General features: G+C 50.8%; 20 protein-coding genes. 10 read left to right on the plus strand and 10 right to left on the minus strand.

Annotation, left to right across the window (positions count from 1 at the left end; translation table 11 throughout):
• Positions 1-302 precede the first annotated feature (302 nt).
• The 4 genes from ACP3TC_RS01225 to yjdN all read left to right on the plus strand — a co-directional run bounded on the left by ACP3TC_RS01225 (position 303) and on the right by yjdN (position 3188).
• Entirely contained in the window at positions 303-1202 is a 900-nt protein-coding gene (locus ACP3TC_RS01225; protein WP_313854160.1) for a LysR family transcriptional regulator, read from the plus strand.
• A gap of 97 nt (positions 1203-1299) precedes the next feature.
• The gene (locus tag ACP3TC_RS01230; RefSeq protein WP_426817361.1) at positions 1300-1992 is read left to right on the plus strand and encodes a GntR family transcriptional regulator; all 693 of its coding nucleotides are present in this window, start codon (positions 1300-1302) and stop codon (positions 1990-1992) included.
• Between the two features lie 202 nt (positions 1993-2194).
• Positions 2195-2596, plus strand: a complete 402-nt coding sequence (locus ACP3TC_RS01235) for a nuclear transport factor 2 family protein (protein WP_426817362.1) — start codon at positions 2195-2197, stop codon at positions 2594-2596.
• Between the two features lie 154 nt (positions 2597-2750).
• Entirely contained in the window at positions 2751-3188 is a 438-nt protein-coding gene (gene yjdN, locus ACP3TC_RS01240) for a VOC family metalloprotein YjdN (RefSeq protein WP_313854155.1), read from the plus strand.
• A 62-nt stretch (positions 3189-3250) separates the two neighbouring features.
• Here yjdN and ACP3TC_RS01245 read toward each other — a convergent pair whose 3' ends face one another.
• From ACP3TC_RS01245 to ACP3TC_RS01280, 8 genes are all read right to left on the minus strand, one after another.
• Complete coding sequence (locus ACP3TC_RS01245; protein ID WP_313854153.1) at positions 3251-4117, minus strand: nucleoside-specific channel-forming protein Tsx; 867 nt, start codon at positions 4115-4117, stop codon at positions 3251-3253.
• A 429-nt stretch (positions 4118-4546) separates the two neighbouring features.
• Positions 4547-5317: an ABC transporter ATP-binding protein gene (locus ACP3TC_RS01250; protein WP_313857824.1), complete on the minus strand. Its 771-nt coding sequence runs from the start codon at positions 5315-5317 to the stop codon at positions 4547-4549.
• A gap of 25 nt (positions 5318-5342) precedes the next feature.
• Complete coding sequence (locus ACP3TC_RS01255; RefSeq protein WP_426817363.1) at positions 5343-6209, minus strand: ABC transporter ATP-binding protein; 867 nt, start codon at positions 6207-6209, stop codon at positions 5343-5345.
• A complete protein-coding gene (locus tag ACP3TC_RS01260) occupies positions 6181-7086 on the minus strand; it encodes an ABC transporter permease (protein ID WP_313854151.1) in 906 nt (301 codons plus the stop codon). Before ACP3TC_RS01260 ends, ACP3TC_RS01255 begins: the two co-directional genes overlap by 29 nt.
• The gene (locus tag ACP3TC_RS01265) at positions 7083-8120 is read right to left on the minus strand and encodes an ABC transporter permease (RefSeq protein ID WP_313854150.1); all 1038 of its coding nucleotides are present in this window, start codon (positions 8118-8120) and stop codon (positions 7083-7085) included. Before ACP3TC_RS01265 ends, ACP3TC_RS01260 begins: the two co-directional genes overlap by 4 nt.
• Complete coding sequence (locus ACP3TC_RS01270) at positions 8117-9748, minus strand: ABC transporter substrate-binding protein (protein WP_426817364.1); 1632 nt, start codon at positions 9746-9748, stop codon at positions 8117-8119. The genes ACP3TC_RS01265 and ACP3TC_RS01270 overlap by 4 nt, the downstream gene beginning before the upstream one ends.
• 126 nt (positions 9749-9874) lie before the next feature.
• A complete protein-coding gene (locus ACP3TC_RS01275) occupies positions 9875-11029 on the minus strand; it encodes a mandelate racemase family protein (protein WP_313854148.1) in 1155 nt (384 codons plus the stop codon).
• Between the two features lie 321 nt (positions 11030-11350).
• On the minus strand, positions 11351-12115 hold the full coding sequence (locus ACP3TC_RS01280) for a DUF1835 domain-containing protein (RefSeq protein ID WP_313854145.1): 765 nt from the start codon (positions 12113-12115) through the stop codon (positions 11351-11353).
• A 732-nt stretch (positions 12116-12847) separates the two neighbouring features.
• Here ACP3TC_RS01280 and ACP3TC_RS01285 point away from each other — a divergent pair.
• Positions 12848-16438, plus strand: a complete 3591-nt coding sequence (locus ACP3TC_RS01285) for a response regulator (RefSeq protein ID WP_426817365.1) — start codon at positions 12848-12850, stop codon at positions 16436-16438.
• A gap of 23 nt (positions 16439-16461) precedes the next feature.
• Here the strand turns inward: ACP3TC_RS01285 and ACP3TC_RS01290 are convergent, their stop codons facing one another.
• Positions 16462-17277, minus strand: a complete 816-nt coding sequence (locus ACP3TC_RS01290) for a LuxR C-terminal-related transcriptional regulator (protein ID WP_313854140.1) — start codon at positions 17275-17277, stop codon at positions 16462-16464.
• Positions 17278-17546: 269 nt separating this feature from the next.
• On the opposite strand from ACP3TC_RS01290, the gene ACP3TC_RS01295 reads away from it, so the two are divergent.
• Together ACP3TC_RS01295 and ACP3TC_RS01300 are read left to right on the plus strand one after the other, a co-directional pair.
• Positions 17547-18179 (plus strand): response regulator, encoded by a 633-nt coding sequence (locus ACP3TC_RS01295; RefSeq protein ID WP_313854138.1) that lies wholly within the window; start codon positions 17547-17549, stop codon positions 18177-18179.
• Positions 18180-18394: 215 nt separating this feature from the next.
• Complete coding sequence (locus ACP3TC_RS01300; RefSeq protein ID WP_313854136.1) at positions 18395-18850, plus strand: SgcJ/EcaC family oxidoreductase; 456 nt, start codon at positions 18395-18397, stop codon at positions 18848-18850.
• Between the two features lie 89 nt (positions 18851-18939).
• On the opposite strand, the gene ACP3TC_RS01305 is transcribed toward ACP3TC_RS01300, so the two are convergent.
• Positions 18940-20127, minus strand: a complete 1188-nt coding sequence (locus ACP3TC_RS01305) for a LacI family DNA-binding transcriptional regulator (protein WP_426817366.1) — start codon at positions 20125-20127, stop codon at positions 18940-18942.
• 283 nt (positions 20128-20410) lie between these two features.
• On the opposite strand from ACP3TC_RS01305, the gene ACP3TC_RS01310 reads away from it, so the two are divergent.
• The 3 genes from ACP3TC_RS01310 to ACP3TC_RS01320 are packed head-to-tail and all read left to right on the plus strand — an operon-like array spanning position 20411 to position 22446.
• The gene (locus ACP3TC_RS01310) at positions 20411-20854 is read left to right on the plus strand and encodes a PTS sugar transporter subunit IIA (protein ID WP_313854132.1); all 444 of its coding nucleotides are present in this window, start codon (positions 20411-20413) and stop codon (positions 20852-20854) included.
• Positions 20855-20877: 23 nt separating this feature from the next.
• Positions 20878-21165: a PTS sugar transporter subunit IIB gene (locus ACP3TC_RS01315; RefSeq protein WP_313854131.1), complete on the plus strand. Its 288-nt coding sequence runs from the start codon at positions 20878-20880 to the stop codon at positions 21163-21165.
• Positions 21166-21186: 21 nt separating this feature from the next.
• Positions 21187-22446 (plus strand): PTS ascorbate transporter subunit IIC, encoded by a 1260-nt coding sequence (locus ACP3TC_RS01320; RefSeq protein ID WP_313854129.1) that lies wholly within the window; start codon positions 21187-21189, stop codon positions 22444-22446.
• The last annotated feature ends 8 nt before the right edge of the window (positions 22447-22454 follow it).

Consider the following 22454-nt stretch of genomic DNA (forward strand, 5'->3'; position numbering starts at 1 on the left):
AATGGCTCTCGTGATAATATTTATTTATGCTTAACGGAGACTAATTAACAAAATATGAAGATTGCTCGATATTATTTTGCTTTTTTAAATTAATTTTTAATGCCGGTCGCTGTTGTGCTATTTCTTCCGGAACAGAAGAAATAGTGGAATCTATTGCGAATAGTTAACGTTTTTTAAGCGCTTTTTTCGAATGTACACAATGGTATTATCCTGCATAAGATGCCAGTATCTTGCTATTGATAATTAATGGTTATCACCTGACGCATTGGTATTAACCGTTCCCGCCACAGGAATCTATCGTTATGCCTGCTTCAATAAAACTGCATCAGCTACGCGCTTTCGTTGACGTGACGCGCCAGGGCAGTATCCGTGCCGCCAGCCGCGCTTCTGGTCTGTCGCAACCTGCTCTGACTAAGGCGATCCAGGAACTGGAGGAGGTGCTTGGCGCGCGGCTGTTTATTCGGCGTCAGCAGGGCATTGTGTTAACCGATATCGGTGATAATTTTTTCAAACATGCGAGCCTGGTACTGGAAGAGTTGCGTGTGGCGCAGGAAGATATTCAGCAGCGGCTTGGGCTGGCGAGTGGGCGGGTGAATATTGGCGTCGGTGGCAGCGTGGCGAGAACGATTATGCCAAAGGTGATTACCCAGTTTCATCGCGAGTATCCGAATGTGAAAGTGCGGATTGTTGAAGGGCAGCTGGTGTCGATGATCCCGGAACTGCGGCAGGGCCAGCTGGATTTCACCATCAATACCTATGATGAAAGTCACCTTGATAATGAGCTGACCTTTGAGCGGCTGATGGAAAGAGAGTATCAGGTGGTGGTGCGAAAAGGGCACCCCTGCGAGGATGCGCGCTCGCTGGCTGAGTTGCAGCATTGCGACTGGACCATGCCGACGCCAAAAGGCAGCTACTATCGGCTGCTGCACGACCTGTTTGGCAGTATGGGAATGGCGCCATCGATTGTAGTTACCTGTGAAACTTTTATGGCTTGTACCAGCCTGGTCGCGCAGAGCGACTTTGTCAGTATTTTATCGAATGATGTGATTTCCGACCCCATACTTGGTCGCCAGCTGGTGGCGCTGGAGCTGGATGAACCGTTGCCGAAGGCGACCTTTTTTCTGATTCAGCGGCGTGATACGGCGCTGACGCCAATGGGTGCCTATTTAGCCCAGCTGTTTCGCCGCCACTGTCGTAGCTGAAGAGCCGTATTGTACGATTTAGTGCTCCGGTAAGTTGTACGCCGGGTGAGTTACGGATGTTATGATAAAAAACAGTCAGGTTCAGTTGAGGTGCAAGATGATTAAAGTCGCAACAGCCAAGCAACAGGAAGTGCAGCGCATTGTGGAGGCATTATCCCTGGCGATTGCTCAGCACCGTCTGAAACCGGGTATGCGGCTGGTTGAAGCGCAAATCGTTGAGGTGTTGCAGGCTAATCGTAATCATGTGCAGGCTGCATTACAGCGTATGGCGTTGCAGCATATCGTCAGCATTGAACCGAATCGCGGGGCGATGGTGGCAAAGCCAGAGGCGCGCGAAGCACGTGAGATCTTTATTGCCCGCCGGGCAATTGAAAGCGCGATTGTCGCCAGCATTACGCCGGATCGGATGGCGCGTGCCGTGGATGAGATTGATGCCCAGCAGCATGCAGAAAAAGACGCCAGCGAACGCGGAGATCGCCGCGATATCGTGCGCGAACTCTGCAACTTTCACTTGTTACTGGCTAAGTTAAGCGGCAATAAAGTGCTGGGTGAAATTTTGGCAAACCTGATGGTGCGCAGCTCGCTGATCGTGGCGTTGTACCAGCGTAACGATACGCCTTCCTGCCAGTGTGCCGAGCATGGGGCGATAATCAGCGCGTTGAGAGCGGATGATACGGATCTGGCGCAGGCGATTATGATTGAGCATCTTAACCAGCTGGAACAGCAGCTCGATCTGGCTGATGCTGTGCCCGAGCAGCTGAACCTTCGTCAGGCACTACTGGTTAATTAAGTCAGCGTCGGGCAAAGGTAAATCTCCCGTTTTGCCGTTCAGTTTACCGACACTCTCCTTATTCAAAATCACAAAAATTATGCTGAAAATTAGTCAGTTATCTTTGATTATAAACTGACCGATTGCATTTATTCATTATTGCTAGCAATCTAGTAGTTAATTACTAGCAAATACGATCGGTAATAATTTGAAGAGGTATACAATGAGCGCTGAACATCCAGCAGTACAAATCGTCCGTGATTTTCTTGCCGCGTCGATGGCACCCGATCCGGTACTGGCGGCAACGTTTATGGCGGAAGGGGTGAAAATCACCTTTACCGGCAAGCGAGAAATGGCCGATCCGCAGGCGATAACCGCCTTTAATGGTGGGCGTTATAAGTGGGTGAAAAAGAAATTAGGCCAGTTTGACTGGATGGATCGCGGTGACTCCGTCGTGGTGTATGCCAACGGTACGCTGTATGGCGAGTGGCCAGATGGCCGTAGCTTTGCCGGGAATCGTTATCTCGATCGCTATGAAGTTCGCGCGGGTAAGATCACTCATATGGATGTGTGGAATGACAGCGCCGAGTGGATTTTAACTCCGGCGATCGCGCAATCTGCCTGAGCTAAATTTTTATCGTCTGAACTATCAGCTTATTGTGCGTGCTGACGCTCACTTTGCTGTGTCAGGGCTGACTACACTTATCCGCTGAGTGACAGTTACGCTGCGAAAGGAGCATCTTCTATTGCGGCGTCCCGGAAACATTGAGGAGTGCGCCATGCAAGCCAAACCCTATCTGTTTTTTGACGGCAGCTGTGAACAGGCAATCGACTTTTACCATCGGGCATTTGGTGCTGAACTGCTGTTTAAGATGACCTTTGGCGAAATGCCGGATCCGCAAAGCGTGCAGGAAGGCTGTGGCTCTGGCTATAGTTTTCCACCGGATAAGATTATGCACGCCCAGCTAAAAGTTGGCAGCAGTGAAATCATGATGAGTGACGGTAATATTGCCAGCAACGACCAACAGCATCAGGGGTATGCCATCAGCCTGGTGACCAGTGACCTGGAAGAGGGAAAAAGCTGGTTTGATAATCTGTCAGCCGGCGGTCATGTCACCATGCCGTGGCAGGAAACGTTCTGGGCCAATGGGTTTGGCATGCTGACCGATAAATTTGGTATTCCGTGGATGGTTAATGTCGAGAAGCCAATGGCTTAACGCGCCTTCCCACGCGAGGCGTGGGAAGCAATCAATGGCGGCATCATCGCCGCCATCATTAATCAGAAGTTATAACCGACCACCAGGTAGTAACCCCAGCCGGTAGATTTCACTTCAAACGGACCTTTACCGAAGTCCAGTTCGGTGCCGTCAGCCCACTGACCACCGTTATGGAAGTAACGTGCCACGAACGAGTAATGCCAGTGATCGTAACCCAGCGACAGAATATGGCTGGAGGCGATGGAGTTATTGGTGCGCGCTTCGCCCGCCTTGTCTCGCAGATCGGAGCCGAAGTCGAAATTAGTGAAGCCAATATAGCTCAGGTTACCGCCCCACAGGTCGGTGAGTGGCAGGAAGTATTTGATTTTGAAACGATAGCCATCCCAGCTGTTTTCGTTGGCTGCGTCGTAGTTTTCCCACTGGTATTTTGCATAAATATTCGCTGAAAGAGCCAGTTTGGTGTGGGTGTCGATATCGGTACCCAGACCCATGTACCAGGTGTTCTGACGACTGGCGCTGTTGCGGCCCATATCGTAGATATAGTTGTTCGCGAAATACCACTCTTTAAACGGACCAAAGCTCAGGTCGGTGCCGGTCAGTTTATCAATTGAGAAGCGCGGTTCGATTTCCATAAACAGCGGCGAGCCTTTATCCCAGATACCGGTCTGATAGCTGTTGCCACCGAAGAATTTAGGCACGTCGATATAGCCGTAAAAATCGAACCAGTCCTTGTGAGCAAAGGCTTCGTACTCAAGGTAGACGTTGTTATTAAGCTGTGGTCCAAAACGTGTTTTCGTGCTGCCCACCACGTTAACGCTTTGATGCCACCAGTCTGATACGTACTGTGCGTCGTTACCTGCAGCCAGTGAAGATACGCTGTATGACATCGCCATCAGCGTTCCCGCCGCCATCAACATTTTAGTTTTCATTTTATTACCACATGCTTAATGACCATTCTGTTTCGCGAGAATGATGGTCTTGTTAGAAAGCCCCTGAAGGACAGGAGAGTGATTTTCTGTCGTCATCAGACAGAGCAAACGCCTGTTGAATAAATGCCCGCGCATGGTGCCTGCAACAGCGGAATAGAAAATAGATATTGCTCACATTTGTCAAAGTTTGTTTCATTATAATTCAGGTGTTTTGTGATGAATGTCACAAAAATATCGCATTTTCGCGCAAACGATTGTCTGAAGAGCAAATGGCCACCGTGATTGGCGCGGTGGTGCCCTATTGGTGCCAGACATCAGTGAAAGAGTATGCAGTTAAAGTGATTGATTAACCGACAGGTGTTGACTGTCCTGTGCACCCGAAGTTAATCCGGGGCACAGGCTTCGTTAAACGGCTTGTGAAAAGGGGAGCTATCCGGCGGCGCGCGCCGCCATTTCGCGGCTATAGTGGCGGCTGGCTTCCAGTAACATTTGGGTATATTCGACTTTCGCCTCGCCGCGCAGCAGCGTATCGGTATCAAGCGTTTCCAGAATCTGGCCAAACTGCATCACCGCCACGCGATGACACAGATGAGCGATCACGCCAAGATCGTGGGTAACCATCAGATAGGTCAATCCCTCTTCCTTTTGCAGATCGCTGAGCAGATTAAGGATCTCTGCCTGGACCGACACATCCAGCGCCGATGTCGGTTCATCCAGCAGCAGCACCTGCGGCTGTAAGATTAATGCGCGCGCTATGGCAACACGCTGGCGCTGACCGCCGGAAAGCTGATGCGGATAGCGGGTGCGAAAAGCACGGTTCAGCCCGACCTTTTCGAGAATAGCGTTAACCCGCCGATCGCGTTGGTCAATATGATGAATTTGCAACGGTTCTTCCAGAATATCAGCGATGGTATGGCGTGGATGCAGCGAGCCATACGGATCCTGAAACACCATCTGAACCAGACGACAGCGCGCATGGCCAATGCTGTGCTCCAGCGGCTGGCCGTTAATCGCCAGCTCACCCTGCCAGTGGGTAAACAGCCCGGCCAGGCACTTCAGCACCGTGGTTTTACCGGATCCGGATTCGCCAACCAGGCCAAAAATCTCGCCTCGCTGTACGGCAAAATTGACGTCGAACAGTACCTGACTGGCTTTAGCGCCGGAGTTAAAGCTGAGATTAAGCTGCCGGACGTCGATCATGGTGGATGATTGCATGGGCGCTTCCTTAATCGGTTAGCCAGCTGGACTGACGCTGGAGGACGGGCAGGCGTGGGCGGCGATGCTGCATATCCGGCAGCGAGTTGAGTAATCCCTGAGTGTAAGGATGCTGAGCATTGTCGAGATCGGCAGCGGCAATTGATTCCACTACGCGCCCGGCATACATCACCAGCACCCGATCGCAGAAGCTACGCACCAGGTTAATATCGTGACTGATAAAAATCAGCCCAAGGCCGCGTGACTGCACCAGGTCATCCAGCAGCGCCAGCACCTGCAGGCGCACGGATACATCGAGTGCGGATGTGGGTTCATCCGCAATCACCAGTTCCGGATCGGTTATCAGCATCATCGCAATCATTATGCGCTGCCCCTGACCGCCGGATATTTCGTGTGGGTAGAGATGGTAGACTCTTTCCGGCTGGCGAATACGGACGACGTCGAGCATCTCAATCACTTTGCTTTTGGCTTCAGACCGCGAGCAGGCGTGGTGAGAACGCCAGGCTTCGGCAATTTGATCGCCAACGCAGATCACCGGGTTAAGCGAGTATTTGGGATCCTGCATGATCATCGATATGCGCTTGCCGCGGATCTTGCGCATCTCTGCCGCCGAGGCGTTCAGCAGATCGATATCGCCAAACTGCATGCGATCGGCGCGGATCTGCGCTTTTGCCGGATGAAGCTGCAACAGCGCGCGACCAACAGTGGATTTACCGGAGCCAGATTCACCGACGATCGCCAGTTTCTCGCGGCCGAGCTGAAAGGAGACGCCGCGTACCGCCGGCGTTTCCACCCGGCCATTGATAAAGCTGACGTGCAGGTCGCGCACGTCCAGTAACGCCGGGGCGTTATTCGCTGCGGGGATCGAGAATGTCACGTAGGCCATCTCCTAAGAAGTTGAACGCCAGACTGTTGATCAGAATCGCCAGTCCCGGAATGGTGACTACCCACCAGCATTCCATCATGTAAGTACGGCCGCTGGAGATCATCGCACCCCATTCCGGATCGGGCGGCTGCGCGCCCAGTCCGAGGAAGCCGAGACCGGCTGCGGTCAGAATGATGCCGGCCATATTCATGGTGATACGGATAATTACCGAAGGCATGCACAGCGGCACGATATGTCGCCATAACACCCGCAGCGAAGAAGCCCCCTGCAAACGTACCGCAGAGATAAAATCGGCCTGACGCAGCGACAGGGTTTCCGCACGTGCCAGGCGGGCTATCGGTGGCCAGGCGGTCAGAGTGATGGCGATCACCACATGCTCAAGGCCGGGGCCAAGTGCCGCGACAAACGCCAGCGCCAGCACCAGGCTGGGAAAAGAGATAAAGATGTCGGTAATACGCATCAGCAGCATATCCACCTTGCCGCCAAAGTAACCGGCAGTCACGCCGAGCAACAGCCCAAGAGGCCCAACGGTGACCGACACCAGCAGCACGATATACAGCGTGATACGTGCGCCATACACCAGGCGACTGAAGATATCGCGGCCAAACTCGTCGGTGCCAAACCAGTGAATGGCGTTGGGCGGGGTCAGCGCGTTATTCAGATCCTGTACCAGCGGATGAAATGGCGCGATCCACGGCGCAAACAGCGCGACAATCATCAGCAGCAGCACGATGCCGCCGCCAATCGCCGTCAGTGGATTACGCGCCATGCGCAGCAGAAAATGGCCGATACGAGCGCCGGTTCGGCGCAGGCCTGCCAGCCGTTCACGGCGAGTGCGGATGGTCGGAGAGTCGAGGGAAAGGGTCATGCTTTAGTCCTCGGGTCGAATACCTGATACAGCAGGTCAGAGAGCAGGTTCAGCATCACAAAAATAATGCCGACCACCAGTACGCAGCCCATTACGGCATTCATATCGCCAAGCAGCAGGCTGCCGGTAAGATAGGAACCAAATCCAGGCCAGGAAAAGACGGTTTCGATTAACACTGCGCCTTCCAGCAAAGAGCCGTAGGCCAGCGCCACTACCGTCAGCAGTTGCACCAGAATATTGCGGAAGGCGTGCTGCCAGAGGACCTGCCACTCATTCAGCCCTTTGACGCGCGCGGTGATAATGAACTCCTGTGACAGCTGAGCCAGCATAAAACTGCGCGTCATTCGGCTGATATACGCCATCGAGTGAAAGCCCAGCAGCGAGGCTGGCAAAATCAGGTGATTCAGCGCGTTACGAAATACCGTCCAGTTACCCTCCAGCAGCGAGTCCAGCAGTAGCAGACCACTGCGGCTGGTCACCTGGCCATCAAGGCTCAGTTCAACTCGTCCCGCGCCGCCAACCCAGCCCAGCCAGGCGTAGAACACCAGTAGCCCCATCATTCCGACCCAGAAAATCGGCGTCGAGTAGCCTGCCAGACTGATAATCCGCACCACATAGTCGGCCAGACTGTTACGTTTCGCCGCCGCCAGCACGCCTAACGGGATCCCCAAACCGGTGCCAATAATAATCGCCAGCGTTGCCAGTTCGAGAGTGGCCGGGAATACCCGCAGAATGTCATCAACCACCGGCTTACCGGTCAGCAGTGCGTTGCCTAAGTCGCCGTGCAGCAGCGTGTTGAGATACAGGCCGAACTGCGCCCACAGTGGCTTATCAAACCCCAATTGCTGATAAACCTGCTGATAGGTGCTGTGATCGGCATCCGGGCCAACAATCGCCAGCACCGGATCGACAGGCATCACCCGACCGATAAAAAAGGTCAGCAGTAGCAGACCAAACAGCGTAATCGCCACCTGAATAACGCGGCGGCTAATACGACGGGCAATACCATCGGCTGAAAACCATTGTGCGGTCATGGCGTATTACCTCCGTCGGCAGGTGCGGACTTATAAACATCGCGCAAGAAGGTGGTAGCGGAAGGATGCGGCTGATAGTCGTGAACTTCATTGCGCACCACCACTGAGTCGACCATTTGCGACAGCGGAATCAGTGCCGGAATCAGCGTGTCGTAGCGCTGCTGAATCGCGTAATAATCCTGTTGTTGCTTCGTCGCATCGCGCTCCACCAGTGCACTGTCGATCAGCCTGTTCAGCTGCGGATCATAGAAGCTGGTGCGCCAGCCCTGAAAATTGGTCAGGCGTGCGGCATCGCTGTTATTCGGGTTGTAGACCAGAGCGCGCAGGCTGGAGTGCGGATGAGGCTCGACGCCGCTGCCACCGCGCCCAACCAGCATATCGAAGCGGCGTTCACGCATGGCACCATAAATCTGATTACCGGTGCCGGTGACGATTTTGGCGCGAATGCCGGCCTGCATCAGCGTCGATTGCACGGCAATCGCGATATTCAGAAACGGCTGATCGGCCAGCACCCGCAGCGTGGTGTCAAAACCGTCGGGATAACCGGCTTCGCTCAGCAGAGCTTTGGCGCGTGTGATATCCAGCTTATAGTCCGGATTGGGTAAGGTTGCGGGCATACCGGACTGGATCGGGCGCTGATGCAGAATGCCATATCCCGGCATCAGGGCTTTGTTAATGCCTTGATAATCAATCAGATAACGTACCGCTTCCCGCACTTTAGCATTGGCGAAATGCGGTTCTTTCATGCTCATCGCCACGTAATAAATGGTGCCTTTTTTTACCGCGTCGACGCTGACGTCAGGAACGTTACGCAGAGCATTAATATCCGAGACCGCCATATTGCTGGCGATATCAAGGTCGCCTTTTTCAATCATCAGTCGCAGGGTTTGCGACTCCTGAAAATGACGGAACACTACGCGACTTAATTTCGGCTCGCCGCGCCAGTAATCCGAATTACGGCTGATGCGCAGCACATCTTTTGCCTGCCAGGTATCCCGCCGGAATGGCCCGGAACCGGCTTCGTTGGTTGTCAGCCACTTATTACCCCAGTCGCCATTTATCTCGTGCGACTGCACGGTTTTGCGGTCCAGTACCGAACCGCTACCCAGCGCCGCCAGCGAATAGAGCACCAGTTTCGGATCATTGGCCTTCGGCAGTTCAATCTCAACCGTGTAAGGCCCCGGCGCGCGCACCATCTGATCGATATTCTCTTTGGTAAAGCCGTAAGATTTCCATACCGAGGCCTGCGCCAGATTGAGATGCAGAATGCGGCGCATTGACCACACCACATCCTCAGCGGTTAAGGGGTTACCGGAATGAAAGGTGACGCCCTGGCGCAGCTGAAACGTCAGCAGAGTATCATTACTGCTCACCTGCCAGCGGGTGGCCAGCGCCGGGCGCACGTCGGTGAGCTGGTTCGGATCCAGCTCGATCAGCGAGTCATACAGATTGACCACAATGCCGACCACTTCGTTGCCGGTCATCGCGGCCGGATCGAGAGTCAGCAGGTTATTCATGTTCATGCCGATGATCAGTTGGTCGGACGGCGTTTTTGCCTGTGCCGTGCCGCCGCTGAACATCAACAGCAGCGCGAACAGCCACGCTCCTGCCAGATTGCCAGTGTTCATGTTTTACCTTCCGGGTAGAGTCAGAGGTTATACCCTTACCTGAAGTTGCAGCTGTGCCAGCGGCCTTGGCCATCAGCTGAATGACTGCAACTCCGGATTGGTTTTATTATTTCTTCTGCCCGTTGCTCAGTCGCGGCTGATGGTGTGGGTCTCTATATAGTCAAAATTGATATCCTCGCCGAGTCCCGGACGCATCGACAGATGGACAAATCCTTGCTGGTCCATGGGATCAACCAGACTGTTCAGATAGGCCGGTGGCTGGTCGTAATCAAGGAACGGATGCAGCAGCCCGCGCTCGTACCAGCGGCAGTTGCGAATGGCCCCAACCACCGCCAGGCTGGCGGCACCGTTACCGTGCACTTCACAATCCATGCCAAAAGCTTCAGCGAGGCTGGCGACTTTCATACAGGGGGAAATACCGCCGACGCCATTGGCGCCGGCGCGCAGAATGTCGCAGGCTCCGGCTTTGACCCAGTCGGCGCGGCTGTGATGCTTGCCGCCAAGGCTTTCCGGGCCAATCACATCGATTGACAGGTTCTCTGCCAGCCAGGCGTAAGAGGCCATGCTCTCTTCTTCCATCGGCTCTTCGAACCAGGCAAAATTCAGTTTTTCCAGTGCCTTACCGATAGTCAGTGCCTGGCTGCGGCTGTACCAGTGATAGCCATCCAGCATCAGTTCAATATCTGGCCCGACGGCTTCACGCACTGCGGCACAGGCTTTAATATCCATTTTTGGATCAGGAGCAAAGGAGATCGGCGGCATCCAGGTGTGCAGCTTGATGGCCTGATAACCGCGAGCCACCAGTTTTTCGGCAAACTGAGCAAATTCGTCCGGCGTCGATAGTCCGCCTTTCAGCTCATCGCCACACATGGTGCTGCCATAGGCCGGAACTTTTTCCCGGAAGCCACCCAGCAGCTTGTGCACCGGCATTTTCAGCTTGCGGCCAATCAGGTCCCACAGCGCCTGTTCAACGAAGGAAAGTGCTCGTTCAGTCAGTTGATGCGCGCTGCCGCGCTGCCAGTGCACCAGGTCCTGCCATAACCGTTCACGATCAAACGGATTCTGACCTATCAGCACTTTGCGGAAGAAGGCATTGACCACGTGCGGGCGCACCACTTCCGGCGGAGCGAATGAGTAACCGCAGTCACCCTCATCGGTGGTGAGAGTGAGCATTGCCATTTTGGCCTGATTCTCTTCTCCAGGGTGTGAATGACCCGCACTGTCCGAAACGCGATGCGTGGGGTAAGTAAAAACGGTGACATCAACCGAGCTTATTTTCACAATGACTCCTGCCGTAAGAGGTGTGGTAAGAAATGTAACGGAAGGCGGATTGAATGAAGTTCAGGCTGCGGCCCCCCGACAGTGTTAAAACCAAAACAACGAATTTATATAATAAAACGCCGTTTCATTTAACACTGTAACCATATCGCGCAGTTGCCGCCCTGGCGAAAGCGGAGTAAATACACACCAATTTTTAGGCGTATGCCCAGGTCAGCGTGAGCATATTCACGATAATGTTGTGAAATGTGATCTGCATCGAGTGCGGTGGCAGGCCGGCGTAAGCCGGGTAGCCATAATTCGGGGCGGTTCAGGCAGGAGAGGTTAAATTGCTTTTCTGATTTTCATCTGTCGCAGATGGCTGATGGGGCCTTCAACTAACACGTCCTGGCGGAAAATAAGCGTCCTTAACCGGTAATCGATAAACAGATAGCTGAGAGTATCGCATTCAGCCATGCAGAGAACTTCGCCTGCAATGTGTGAAGCCTGTGTCGGAGTGGTTGTCAGCGCAGTCAAAATCAGATGGTCATAGTAGCTGACAGGTTGTGCCAGCAGCTGCCCCTGACGAAAGATGCGTAGCTCAGAAGGGGAAGCCAGTAACTGATGCCAGACAGACTGGGAATGTTCGATTTCTGTCGCTGACAGCCGCGTCCGCTCCTGCCACCACAAGGCCAGCTTTTCGGGTGGAACATTTGCGACTGAACTGACTCCACCGATGGTAGTGACATTAATAATAAAGACTTCGCTCTGTTGCAGTTGCTCCAGCAATGCACTCAGCATCAGCTGCTCGCGGCTGTTATTGCCGACCCAGATGGTGACGCTTTTGCAGCGGTGAAGGCGGCTCAGCAGCAGGGTAGTCAGCTGACGGCGCAGTATGATGTCAGAGCATTCAGGTGCGCAGACGATCTGCCATAAATTTTCCAGCCATGACAATCGTGCAGAAAAAGCCGTGGCATCTGCGATAGGATATAGCGGGCCAAAGGATAAATCATCGGCAAAAACCAGTACGTCATCATCAGGAAACGCAATTCTGATATTTCCTGCCGCAGAGCCTAATGCTGCGATATGGCAATGTTGACTGGCAGACAAAATTTATTTCCTTATACAGAAGATCATGTTGAGGATGATTAAACAAAATCAATGTTTTGGTCAACAAGTTTTCTCGTGGCGATAATAATACTTCTCAACCTACTATTCATTGCCGGTATCAAATTTAACGGCTGATATTAATTAAAAGTACAACTAAAAATATTTTTTTAATATCAGATATGGCTAAATATTTTAGTTTTTATAAATGCAGATGATACGTTTTTGTACAAGGAAATCCAGTAAGATGAGGTTAAATTACGCGATCTGACACGAAAAGTTAGGTGGCAAGCCGATGACTCTGCTCAGTGACTATGGGGAGAAGCGGTAAGATACCGGGCGAAACAGGTTGATTATCGACACTTATATAGATGTTACTAGAATTTTATAGTTAACAGTTTCACTTGAAATGATTATAACGCACAGTTTTCTGCTGCTAAAAAGCACTAACCGTGAGAACACTTTTTTTTCTGACCCCTACGCGCAGGTTAAAGCAGCGTGCTGGATGATGAGTAGTAACCGTCTTTTACCGTCAATTTAACTGAGTTAACATGCAATAATAAACAGATAACCGATTTCAGTATCAGTAACTATTACAATGAGTTTTCAACAGAATTCTTAATAATTTAGAGAAATGTACCGTTTTAAGCTTCAGGACTTTACTGTTATTAATATTGAAGATGAGATGTTGAAATTTACAACATAAGCCAGCGGAAAAAACAGATTGGTATCCTTATGCGCTACGTTATTTTAAGCGGATTATTGTTGTTGCTGCCCTTCAGTCTGGCTGCGGCTGCACCGCAGTCGATGCAATTATTGCATCGCGAGACGCTGCCGCCGCCAAAACTGGCGCTCAGTGATGCGCAGTGGCGATGGCTGGGAATTAAGCGGGAAATGCGAATTGCCACCTTTACGCCAGATAATCCGCCGTTTGACAGGGTTGCCGATCCGGACCTTTTCGAAGGGATATCTGCCGACTACAGCCTGCTTATCTCGCGCTATCTGGGATTGTCGCTTAAGGTGTTGCGTTATCGCGATCGCGATGCTGCGCTGACGGCACTTCATCAGCAAGATGTTGACCTGGTGCTGGACGACAGCGGCGAGCCGCTGGCGCATAATCAGTCAATAATCAGCACGCAATCATTTATGCCCGATCGCCCAACGCTGATTTCAGCCACTACGCGGTTTAAACCCGACGCACCGCAAACTGCACCCATCCGCCTGGCACTGGTCGGTGAGTATCATGATAATGCGTGGATTAATCGCCACTATCCGCTGGCAAAAGTTAATCGTTACGCTTCCCTGGAAAGTGCGCTGGCTTCCGTCGCGTTTGGTGAAAACGACTATGCGATTGGCAATCTGACCAGCGTCAGTTTTTTGATTGAGCGCCACTATAATAATGTGCTGGCCATCATTAAATTATTACCACCGCAGGATACCGGTCCGCGTATGTTGCTGCGTAGCGACAATGCTACGTTGAAAAACGCGGTTAATGCCGCGCTGAATGCCATTCCGCCACTTCAACATAAAGCGATTTTCAACCAATGGAGCCATGGGCTGGATCTCTGGCAGCTGAATTCGCCACTAAATCTGACGCCACGTGAAACGCGCTGGATCAGTGAGCAGCGTCAGCTGCGAATTGTCGTCGATGCGGTTAATCCACCCTTTACCATGTTCGATGAGAAAGGACAATTTCACGGTATCTCTGCTGACGTTTTACGCTTTATCAGCCTGCGTACCGGCCTGAATTTTGTGCCGGTAAAGGCCGGATCTGAAGCCACCATGCTGAATGAGGTGCTGGAAGCGAAGGGCGATTTAATGACGGTAATGAGCACCAGCCCGCTACAGGAGAAGCCGCTGCTGTTCACCCGGCCTTATCTGTTCCAGCCTTTTGTGCTGGTGGTACGCGAGCGGTTTAATTCTGATGTTCATTTTTCCAATATCAAGCGGCTGGCGGTTACCGCCGATCACAGCCAGATGGCGTGGCTGGCAGAGCGCTACCCGGAGATTACGCTGATTGAGGCGGCGAATGCCAATGTGGCTTTGCAGATGGTTAATGAGGGGAAAGCCGATGGCGCAGTGCATGATCTGATGGGCGCCCGCTACATGATTGATCACTATTTCCGCGACCAGTTAAAGATTGCGGCCCAGCTGGGCGAGACACCTTCGCGTATTACCTTTGGCGTCAGGCGGGATTTGCCAGAATTGCACAGTATTATCAATAAAGTACTGGCAGATATTCCTCCCCGTGATATTTCGTTGCTGGTAAACAAATGGCAGGCAACGCCTAATGTAAAACTGCAAACCTGGACTCTGTATCGAATGCAGTTCTACTGGCTGGCTGGAATATTTGCCATGGTAGTGATCACTTCGCTGGTGTGGATTTATTATCTGCGGCGCGAAATTCGTGGCCGACTGAAAATGCAGCTTAAGTTGCAGGAACAGGCCACCTTTCATGAAACGCTGTTTAACGGTACGCCAGTACCCGTGTATGTGGTCAATCGTCACAGAGAAATTATTGACCACAACCAGGCGTGGTGCGATTTCTTCCGGCAGGCAGATGTTCGTCTGATTCAGTCATCACTGAAATGGCCGTTACATCCGCTAGCGGCGGTTTATCCACAGCTCTGCCAGGCTCTGGCCCAGAATGCCGGTAGCGGCGATGCGCGACGCTACACAGTATATAACGGGGTTGAAAAAAGGATCATCATTCATCAGGCGGTGCCTTTTTATGATCATGCTCATCAGATCGCCGGGCTGATTTGCAGCTGGCAGGATATTACCGATCATGATGATCTGCTGGCTGCGCTTTCCGTGGCGCGCGAACGTGCCGAGCAGGCTAATCGGGCAAAAAGTATTTTTCTTGCGACTATCAGCCATGAGATCCGTACGCCTGTCAGCGCGATTATTGGCCTGCTGGAGCTGGAGGTGCTGAATCGCGCGCTTAGTGACGATAATCAGCCGGTGCATGTTGCTTATGAATCAGCACAGTCATTACTGGGTTTAATTGGCGATATTCTGGATATGGCCAAAATTGAGTCCGGCAAACTGGAACTGGCACCGGAGTGGGTACGTTTTGATCAGATTCTTGCCCCGGTGGCTCGGGTATTTGCTGGCCTGGCGCGCCAGAAAAACCTGATGCTGAGCTGTGAATCCGAAGAGTCATCTGCCGATGATATTTACCTTGATCCGATGCGCTTTCGCCAGGTGCTCTCTAATCTGATCGGCAATGCGATAAAATTTACCGACAGTGGAACGGTTAAGGTGAGACTGAGCTGTGTGCGCGGTGAAAAACAGGATGCAATGCTGGAACTGATGGTAACCGACTCGGGGATGGGGATCACTCTGGAGGAGCAGAAGCGGCTGTTTACCCCATTTGAACAAAGCGAAAGCGGCAAAAAACAGCGTGGTAGCGGGTTGGGGCTGGCAATTTGCCATCAGTTAATCACCATGATGGGGGGGACGATTGCTTTGCACAGTCGGTCTGGATGGGGCACCAGTGTTAAGGTTAGCCTGCCGGTTAGCTGTCGGAATGCGCAGATTAGTCGCGTTACTGAAACGCAAGAAATCGGCGATACGCTGCGGATGCTGAAAATTCTTATCGTGGATGATCATCCGGCTAATCGGTTGTTACTCAAACATCAGCTGGCCCGACTCGGGCATCAGGTGACGGAAGCTAAAGAGGGTGAGCAGGCGTTGCAGGCATGGCGTCGCGACTGTTTTGATTTAATCATTACTGATTGCAGTATGCCGGTGATGGATGGCCTGACGCTGACAAAAAACATTCGGAGTGAACAACAGCATCCGGTAATTATTCTTGGTCTGACGGCGAATGCCCAGCCGGAAGAGCGGGAACGCTGCCTGGCCGCAGGTATGGATTACTGCTTGTTTAAACCCCTGCGGCTCACACAGCTGGACAGGCTGTTACGCTCGATATTCCACAATATCACCATCCGACAGCAGGCCTGTTCACTTGAACAACTGGTGGATATTGCTGCACTGCGCAGCCTGACGCAGCATGATAGCCAATTAATGATGACCTTGCTGCAAACCACTAAAGATGAAAATGAGGATGATGTCCGACAGGCAGATAATTTCTTTAAGCAGCAGGACTGGGAGGGGTTGGCCCACTGCCTGCATCGTCTGGCGGGTGTTGCACAGATAATTGGTGCCAGTCAGGCTGAAAGCGATTGCCGCAGCCTGGAGAGCCGTTGTGAGCAGCGCGATGTACTCGCCATTACCGCAGAGATTAACGGCACACTGAACCGGGTTATTCAGCTCAATCAGGCGATTGAGCAGTATATTAAGCAACAGCAGAACCTGTGATTTCGGCGTTCAGGCTGCTGCTGTCAGTAAAACGTCTGGTACAATCCTGCGCGCATCATTATTAACTGACTGGTTTTGGTGATGCCCAGCTTGCGCATCACGCTACGTTTTTGGCTGCTGATGGTTTTCACGCTGCGCTGAGTCAGACGACCAATTTGGGCCGGGGTTTTACCATCCAGTAAGAAACGCAGGGTGCGGCTTTCTGCCGGGGTCAGACTGGCGGCATTCAGATTAATTTTTTCAGCCTGCTGAAAAAAGCCCGGACTTAACGCATTTTTTCCCATAAAGAAGATACTGTGCAGCAGTTCCGTCACGCTGTCGGTGGGGTCCCGGCGCGATAAAAAACCGTGAATGATAAAGGTCTGGTACATTCTTAATATCGAGCGAGAGAAGTTACGCGTGTAGACGATAAGTTTTATTTCTGGCGCTTTTAAGCGCGTTTCACGCAGAAAAACTTTGGTGCTGGACAGAGAAACGTCGTTATCACAGTCGATAATGATGGCGTTAATTTTTCCTGATGTCATTAAGCATCGGGCATTATCCAGCGAGGCGGCATGATGAAAACGGAGATGATGATAGCCTGACTCTTTTAATAATAACGTTAAGCCGAGGCGTGAGAGGTAACACTCATCAATCAGCAGGATATTGTAGTCGCTTTCCATAAACTTATTTCCTAATGCTGGCGTAACACAGTGGCGGCTTTCCTGGATATTAATAAGCTTTGCGGCATTAATAAAACTCAGTATGGCAATGATGGCGAAGCTAATATACTTAAGAAGATATTGTTTGCCTGCGGTCGTTGTCAGAGTGACATAGGCAATAATGCATTCTGATTTCATGATTTAATAGCAGGTCAGTCGTAAAGTTATGCCATCCTGGTCTGACACTCATGTAGTCCACTTCCTACATGATGATGTTTAAATAATTAAACGCGATGCGGATATTTATATTTCAGAAAAGCAGATGTGTCAGTAACAGACTACTGATAAACTATTAATTAACAGCTTCGCGATATAAAGATACAGCCCTGATAGTTATCTGTATCCTGTCGAAAAGCTGTGAGGGGGCAGGATAGCGCCCGGTAACAGCAGATTTTAAGGGAAAAATAATGAGCACAGTGCTGTTGGTTGATGATCATCCCGTTGCGCGCCTGGCCGTGCGTATGTTACTGGAAAACGAAGGCCATGAAGTGATTGCTGAAACGGACAATGGGCTGGATGCGGTTCGCCTGGCGGCCAGTCATCCTCCGGATTTAATTGTGCTGGATATCGATATTCCGGCACTGAACGGGCTGGATGTTATTGAGCGACTGCGTTTAGCGGGATGCGAAGTCAGCATTCTGGTGCTGACCAGTAAAAGTGAGCCACACTATGTCACCCGCTGTATGAACGCCGGTGCCGATGGTTTTGTCAGCAAGAAAAATAACCTCAGCGAATTTACCGATGCTGCACGAGCAGTGCTACGCGGCTATGGCTACTATCCCCGGCGCTCTGGCGCTGCTGCCACTTCCCCGGAGATATTCGACACCCGGTATGAGGTTAAACTGATCGAAAGTCTCTCTAATCAGGAGATGAAAGTGCTGGGCTATTTATCTCGCGGCATGAGTAATATTCAGATTGGTCAAGAAATGAGTATCAGCAATAAGACGGTCAGTACCTACAAACGACGGCTGGCCGATAAAATTGGCGTAAAAAATCAGTTTGAAATGATGGTGTTTGCCCGGCGACATAATCTGGATTAAAAAATAACCAATATAATTAGCCTGATAATTAAATAGTTCTTAAAATAACAAGTAATAAATCATAGGGATACATTGCAGAAACTTTTTCTTAAATGGTTTTTAATCTTTTTTTTGTATTCTTTTATTCGCTAATTATAAGTAAGCGTAAATTCTGTTGCTTAACTATCTGGAAGAAATTAAATTCCCTGCATTAATTAACCAGGGAAATTCTTCAAATGAAAACTAAAATCGCACTTCTTATTCTTGCCGCATCTGTATCTGGCTCCGCATTAGCGAAAGATGTAAAAGAGTGTCAGGCAGTTGACCAGAAACAAATCGAAGCACTGTTTGATCGCTGGAATGAATCATTGCAAACCGGTAACGCACAGACAGTGGCGGATAACTATCTTTCCGACGCCGTTCTGTTGCCAACCGTTTCAAACCACGTGCGCTTGACTGACGCAGAACGTAAGGATTATTTCGAACATTTCCTGCAGAAGAAACCGTTCGGTAAAATTGATACCCGTACCATTCGCATCGGCTGTAATAAAGCAATTGACGCAGGAACGTATACTTTCACCTTTAAAGATAATACCAGCGTCTCTGCCCGCTATACCTTTACTTATGCGTTTGATGGCAAACAATGGCTGATCTCAACTCACCATTCCTCTGCAATGCCGGAAACGAAATAATTGATTAACAGGGAAGTTAATTGTCCTTAGCAAATAAAAAAGAGTCGCTCTGTTGAGCGGCTCTTTTTTTTAGATTGTCAGTGAGAGCATCAGGTACTTGAGCGAATCTCCAGTTTATAACTGAGATTCTGCACCGCGTTTTCGTCGGCAGGGGAGGCGATCATGGTGCTGATGGCGTTTCCTATCTGTACGCCAAGCTTCTGATAGTTGATCTGCATAGCGGTAAGGGCGGGATAGCTGTGTTCACAATTTTCTGAACCTTCAAGGCAGGCGACGGCCAAATCATAGGGCACTTTAAGCATCCGTCGCTGACATTCATACAGTACGCCATAAGCAATTTCGTCATGGCTGCAAATAACCGCATCAATATCCGGATAAGTCTGCAGCAGCTCACCGATCGCATAGCAGCCCAGTTTAAAATCCGGCGCTTCCGGCACGGTGATTTTCATATCAGCATGGTGGTAGTGTGAAAGTAACGCTTTACTCCAGCCATTGATTTGCTGTTTCTGCAGGCGATTATCAGTATGGGCACCAATAAAAGCGATGTTTTTGTAACCCTTTTCCAGTAGATGACAGGTTAGTTTTTCGCCAGCTTCTGACATGGCGAAATTAAACGTCAAGTCGGCAGCGAACGGTTCGGCGCTACAAATATTGATCGTCAGAACGCCACTGTTCTGGATAAGTGCCTGGGTCTGTGATGAGAGTTGCGCGCCAAACAGGATCAGTGCCGCCGGGCGATGCTGCAACAGTTTCTCCACCACTTTGCTTTCGCTATGCTGATTATATTCATGGCAGGCCTGGATTAGCTGAAATTGACGTTTGCTCAGGGTATCCTGCAGTGCGCCAAGGAAGGCAATGCTGGGTTTATCATTAAAGAACGGATAGAGCACCGCCACGCTATTCTGAAAGGTAGCGAGCGCTGAGGCATGCTGTTGCGAAACGTAACCCAACTCATCAACCGCCGCGAGAATCTTTTTCAGCGACTCTTCGGAAACCTGCGTCGGATCGCGCAGCGCGCGCGACACGGTCATTGGGCCAACGCCGGCATGCTGTGCCACATCCTGAAGCGTGACTTTGGCCTTACCGCCTACCAGTTCGCTGGCATCAGTATTAGGCTGATAACCCAGCGTGACAGCGGCTTGTTCCACTTTAACGCGCAGCTTTTCAGACACCTGGTCGGGATTACGCATTACCCGGGAAACCGTCATGGTTCCTACACCAACATAGTTCGCGATATCCTGGAGTGTTACCCGACCACTGCTGCGACGCTTGCTCATGTCAATCTCCTGCAATGACGGCTAATTCCCGCGAAGCTAAACTGATGGGTATATAACGCCATGAAAATGTATTATTTTTATATCAACTGATGCTATTCCTTAGCATCGATAAGTTTGCATCAATTGTACCCAGGGCAACAACAGGTTTACAGTCAAACGATAGACAGATCACAATTGATGATAATTATAACTGTTAGCGATACCAATTTTGACAACCATCACATTTTTGCGCCGCCTGTTACTTTAGTCTGCTGGCAGATTAATAAAAAACAGGTATCGGCCAATGTTGAATCAATTACTCACGTCAGAAACCGTACAAATCCTTGAAAGTTGCCAGGACTGGCGTGATGCAGTCGCCAAATCTTGTCAGCCTCTGCTGCTCAGCAAGGCCATTGAGCCATCTTATATTGATGCGATTTATCGTTCACATGAAGCGATTGGCCCTTATTACGTGGTGGGGCCGGGCATTGCCATGCCGCACGCGCGGCCTGAAGAGGGCGTTAATCGCTTGTCGCTTTGTTTAACGCTGATAAAAGACGGGGTGACATTTAATTCAGAAGGAAATGATCCGGTTAAGTTGTTGATTGTACTGGCTGCAACTGACAGTAACAGTCATATCGAGATTATTTCCAGTCTGGCGCAGCTTTTTGATAATGACCAGCATGTACAAGCCATTATGGCGGCTACCAATAAAGAACAAATTTTATCCATCCTTGCCAACTATTAATCATTACTACGGGAAAAAAAATCATGAAAATCACAGTCGTATGCGGTAACGGTCTCGGCACCAGCTTAATGATGGAAATGAGTATTAAATCTATCGTAAAAGATTTAGGCGTGGCGGCAGAAGTGGACCACGTGGATTTAGGCTCAGCCAAGGGCACACCGAGTGATATTTTTGTCGGAACTAAAGATATTGCTGATCAGCTGGTGGCGCAGAACGTGGCGGGAAAAATCGTCTCGTTGAATAACATGGTGGATAAAGTGGCGATGAAAGAACGTTTATCTGTCGCACTGACTGAACTTGGCGCGTTATAAAAATAACTGCTGGAGGTCAAAATGGAATTTTTCCGTTTTTTGATGAGTGATGTACTGGCTGAGCCCTCGATATTAGTCGGTCTGATTGCGCTTATTGGTCTGATTGCGCAAAAAAAGCCAGTGACAGAATGTATTAAAGGCACGGTTAAAACCGTCATGGGTTTTGTTATTCTCGGCGCCGGTGCTGGATTAATCGTCTCTTCTCTGGGCGACTTTGCGGTGATATTCCATCACGCATTCGGCATTGCCGGAGTGGTGCCAAATAACGAAGCGATTGTTGCCGTTGCGCAGAAGAGTTTCGGCACCGAGATGGCGATGATTATGTTCTTCGCTATGGTGATAAACATTGCAATTGCGCGCTTTACGCCACTGAAATTTATCTTCCTGACCGGGCACCACACGCTCTTTATGTCGATGATGGTGGCGGTTATTCTGGCGACTGCCGGCTTGCAAGGCGCCACGCTGATTGCCGTTGGATCGATTGTGGTGGGGCTTGCAATGGTGATCTCACCGGCGATTATTCATCCTTATATGAAAAAAGTTACCGGTTCGGATGATGTCGCTTTCGGCCATTTTTCGGCAATTTCTCAGCTTCTTTCGGCATTTATTGGCAGCAAGTTCGGCAATAAAGAGAAATCCACGGAAGATATGGATGTTCCGAAAAGCCTGCTGTTTCTGCGCGATACGCCGGTTGCCATTGCCTTCACCATGTTCTTTATCTTTATTGTTACTTGTCTGGTGGCCGGTCCGTCGGCGGTAAAAGAGATGAACGCCGGTGGTAAGAACTGGTTTATGTTTTCTCTGATGCAATCCATTACCTTTGCTGCAGGTGTCTATATCGTGCTGCAGGGCGTAAGAATGGTGATTGCTGAGATTGTTCCGGCATTTAAAGGTATCTCTGACAAACTGGTACCGAACGCCAAGCCGGCGCTCGATTGTCCGGTAGTGTTTCCCTATGCACCGAATGCCGTACTGGTCGGCTTCCTCAGCAGCTTTGCGGCCGGCGTGCTCGGTATGTTTCTGCTGTACGCGTTGAATATGACGGTGATTATTCCGGGCGTGGTGCCGCACTTCTTTGTCGGCGCGGCGGCTGGGGTATTCGGCAACGCCACTGGCGGCAGACGCGGTGCGATTCTGGGTTCATTTGCCAATGGCTTGCTGATCACTTTCCTGCCGGTGTTCCTGTTGCCGGTTCTGGGCAGTATTGGTCTGGCGAATACGACCTTCAGTGACTCAGATTTTGGTGTTATCGGGATCCTGCTCGGACTGATTGTCCGCTAAGCTATCGG

Source organism: Winslowiella sp. 2C04 (assembly GCF_050037805.1).
Classification (GTDB): domain Bacteria; phylum Pseudomonadota; class Gammaproteobacteria; order Enterobacterales; family Enterobacteriaceae; genus Erwinia; species Erwinia toletana_A.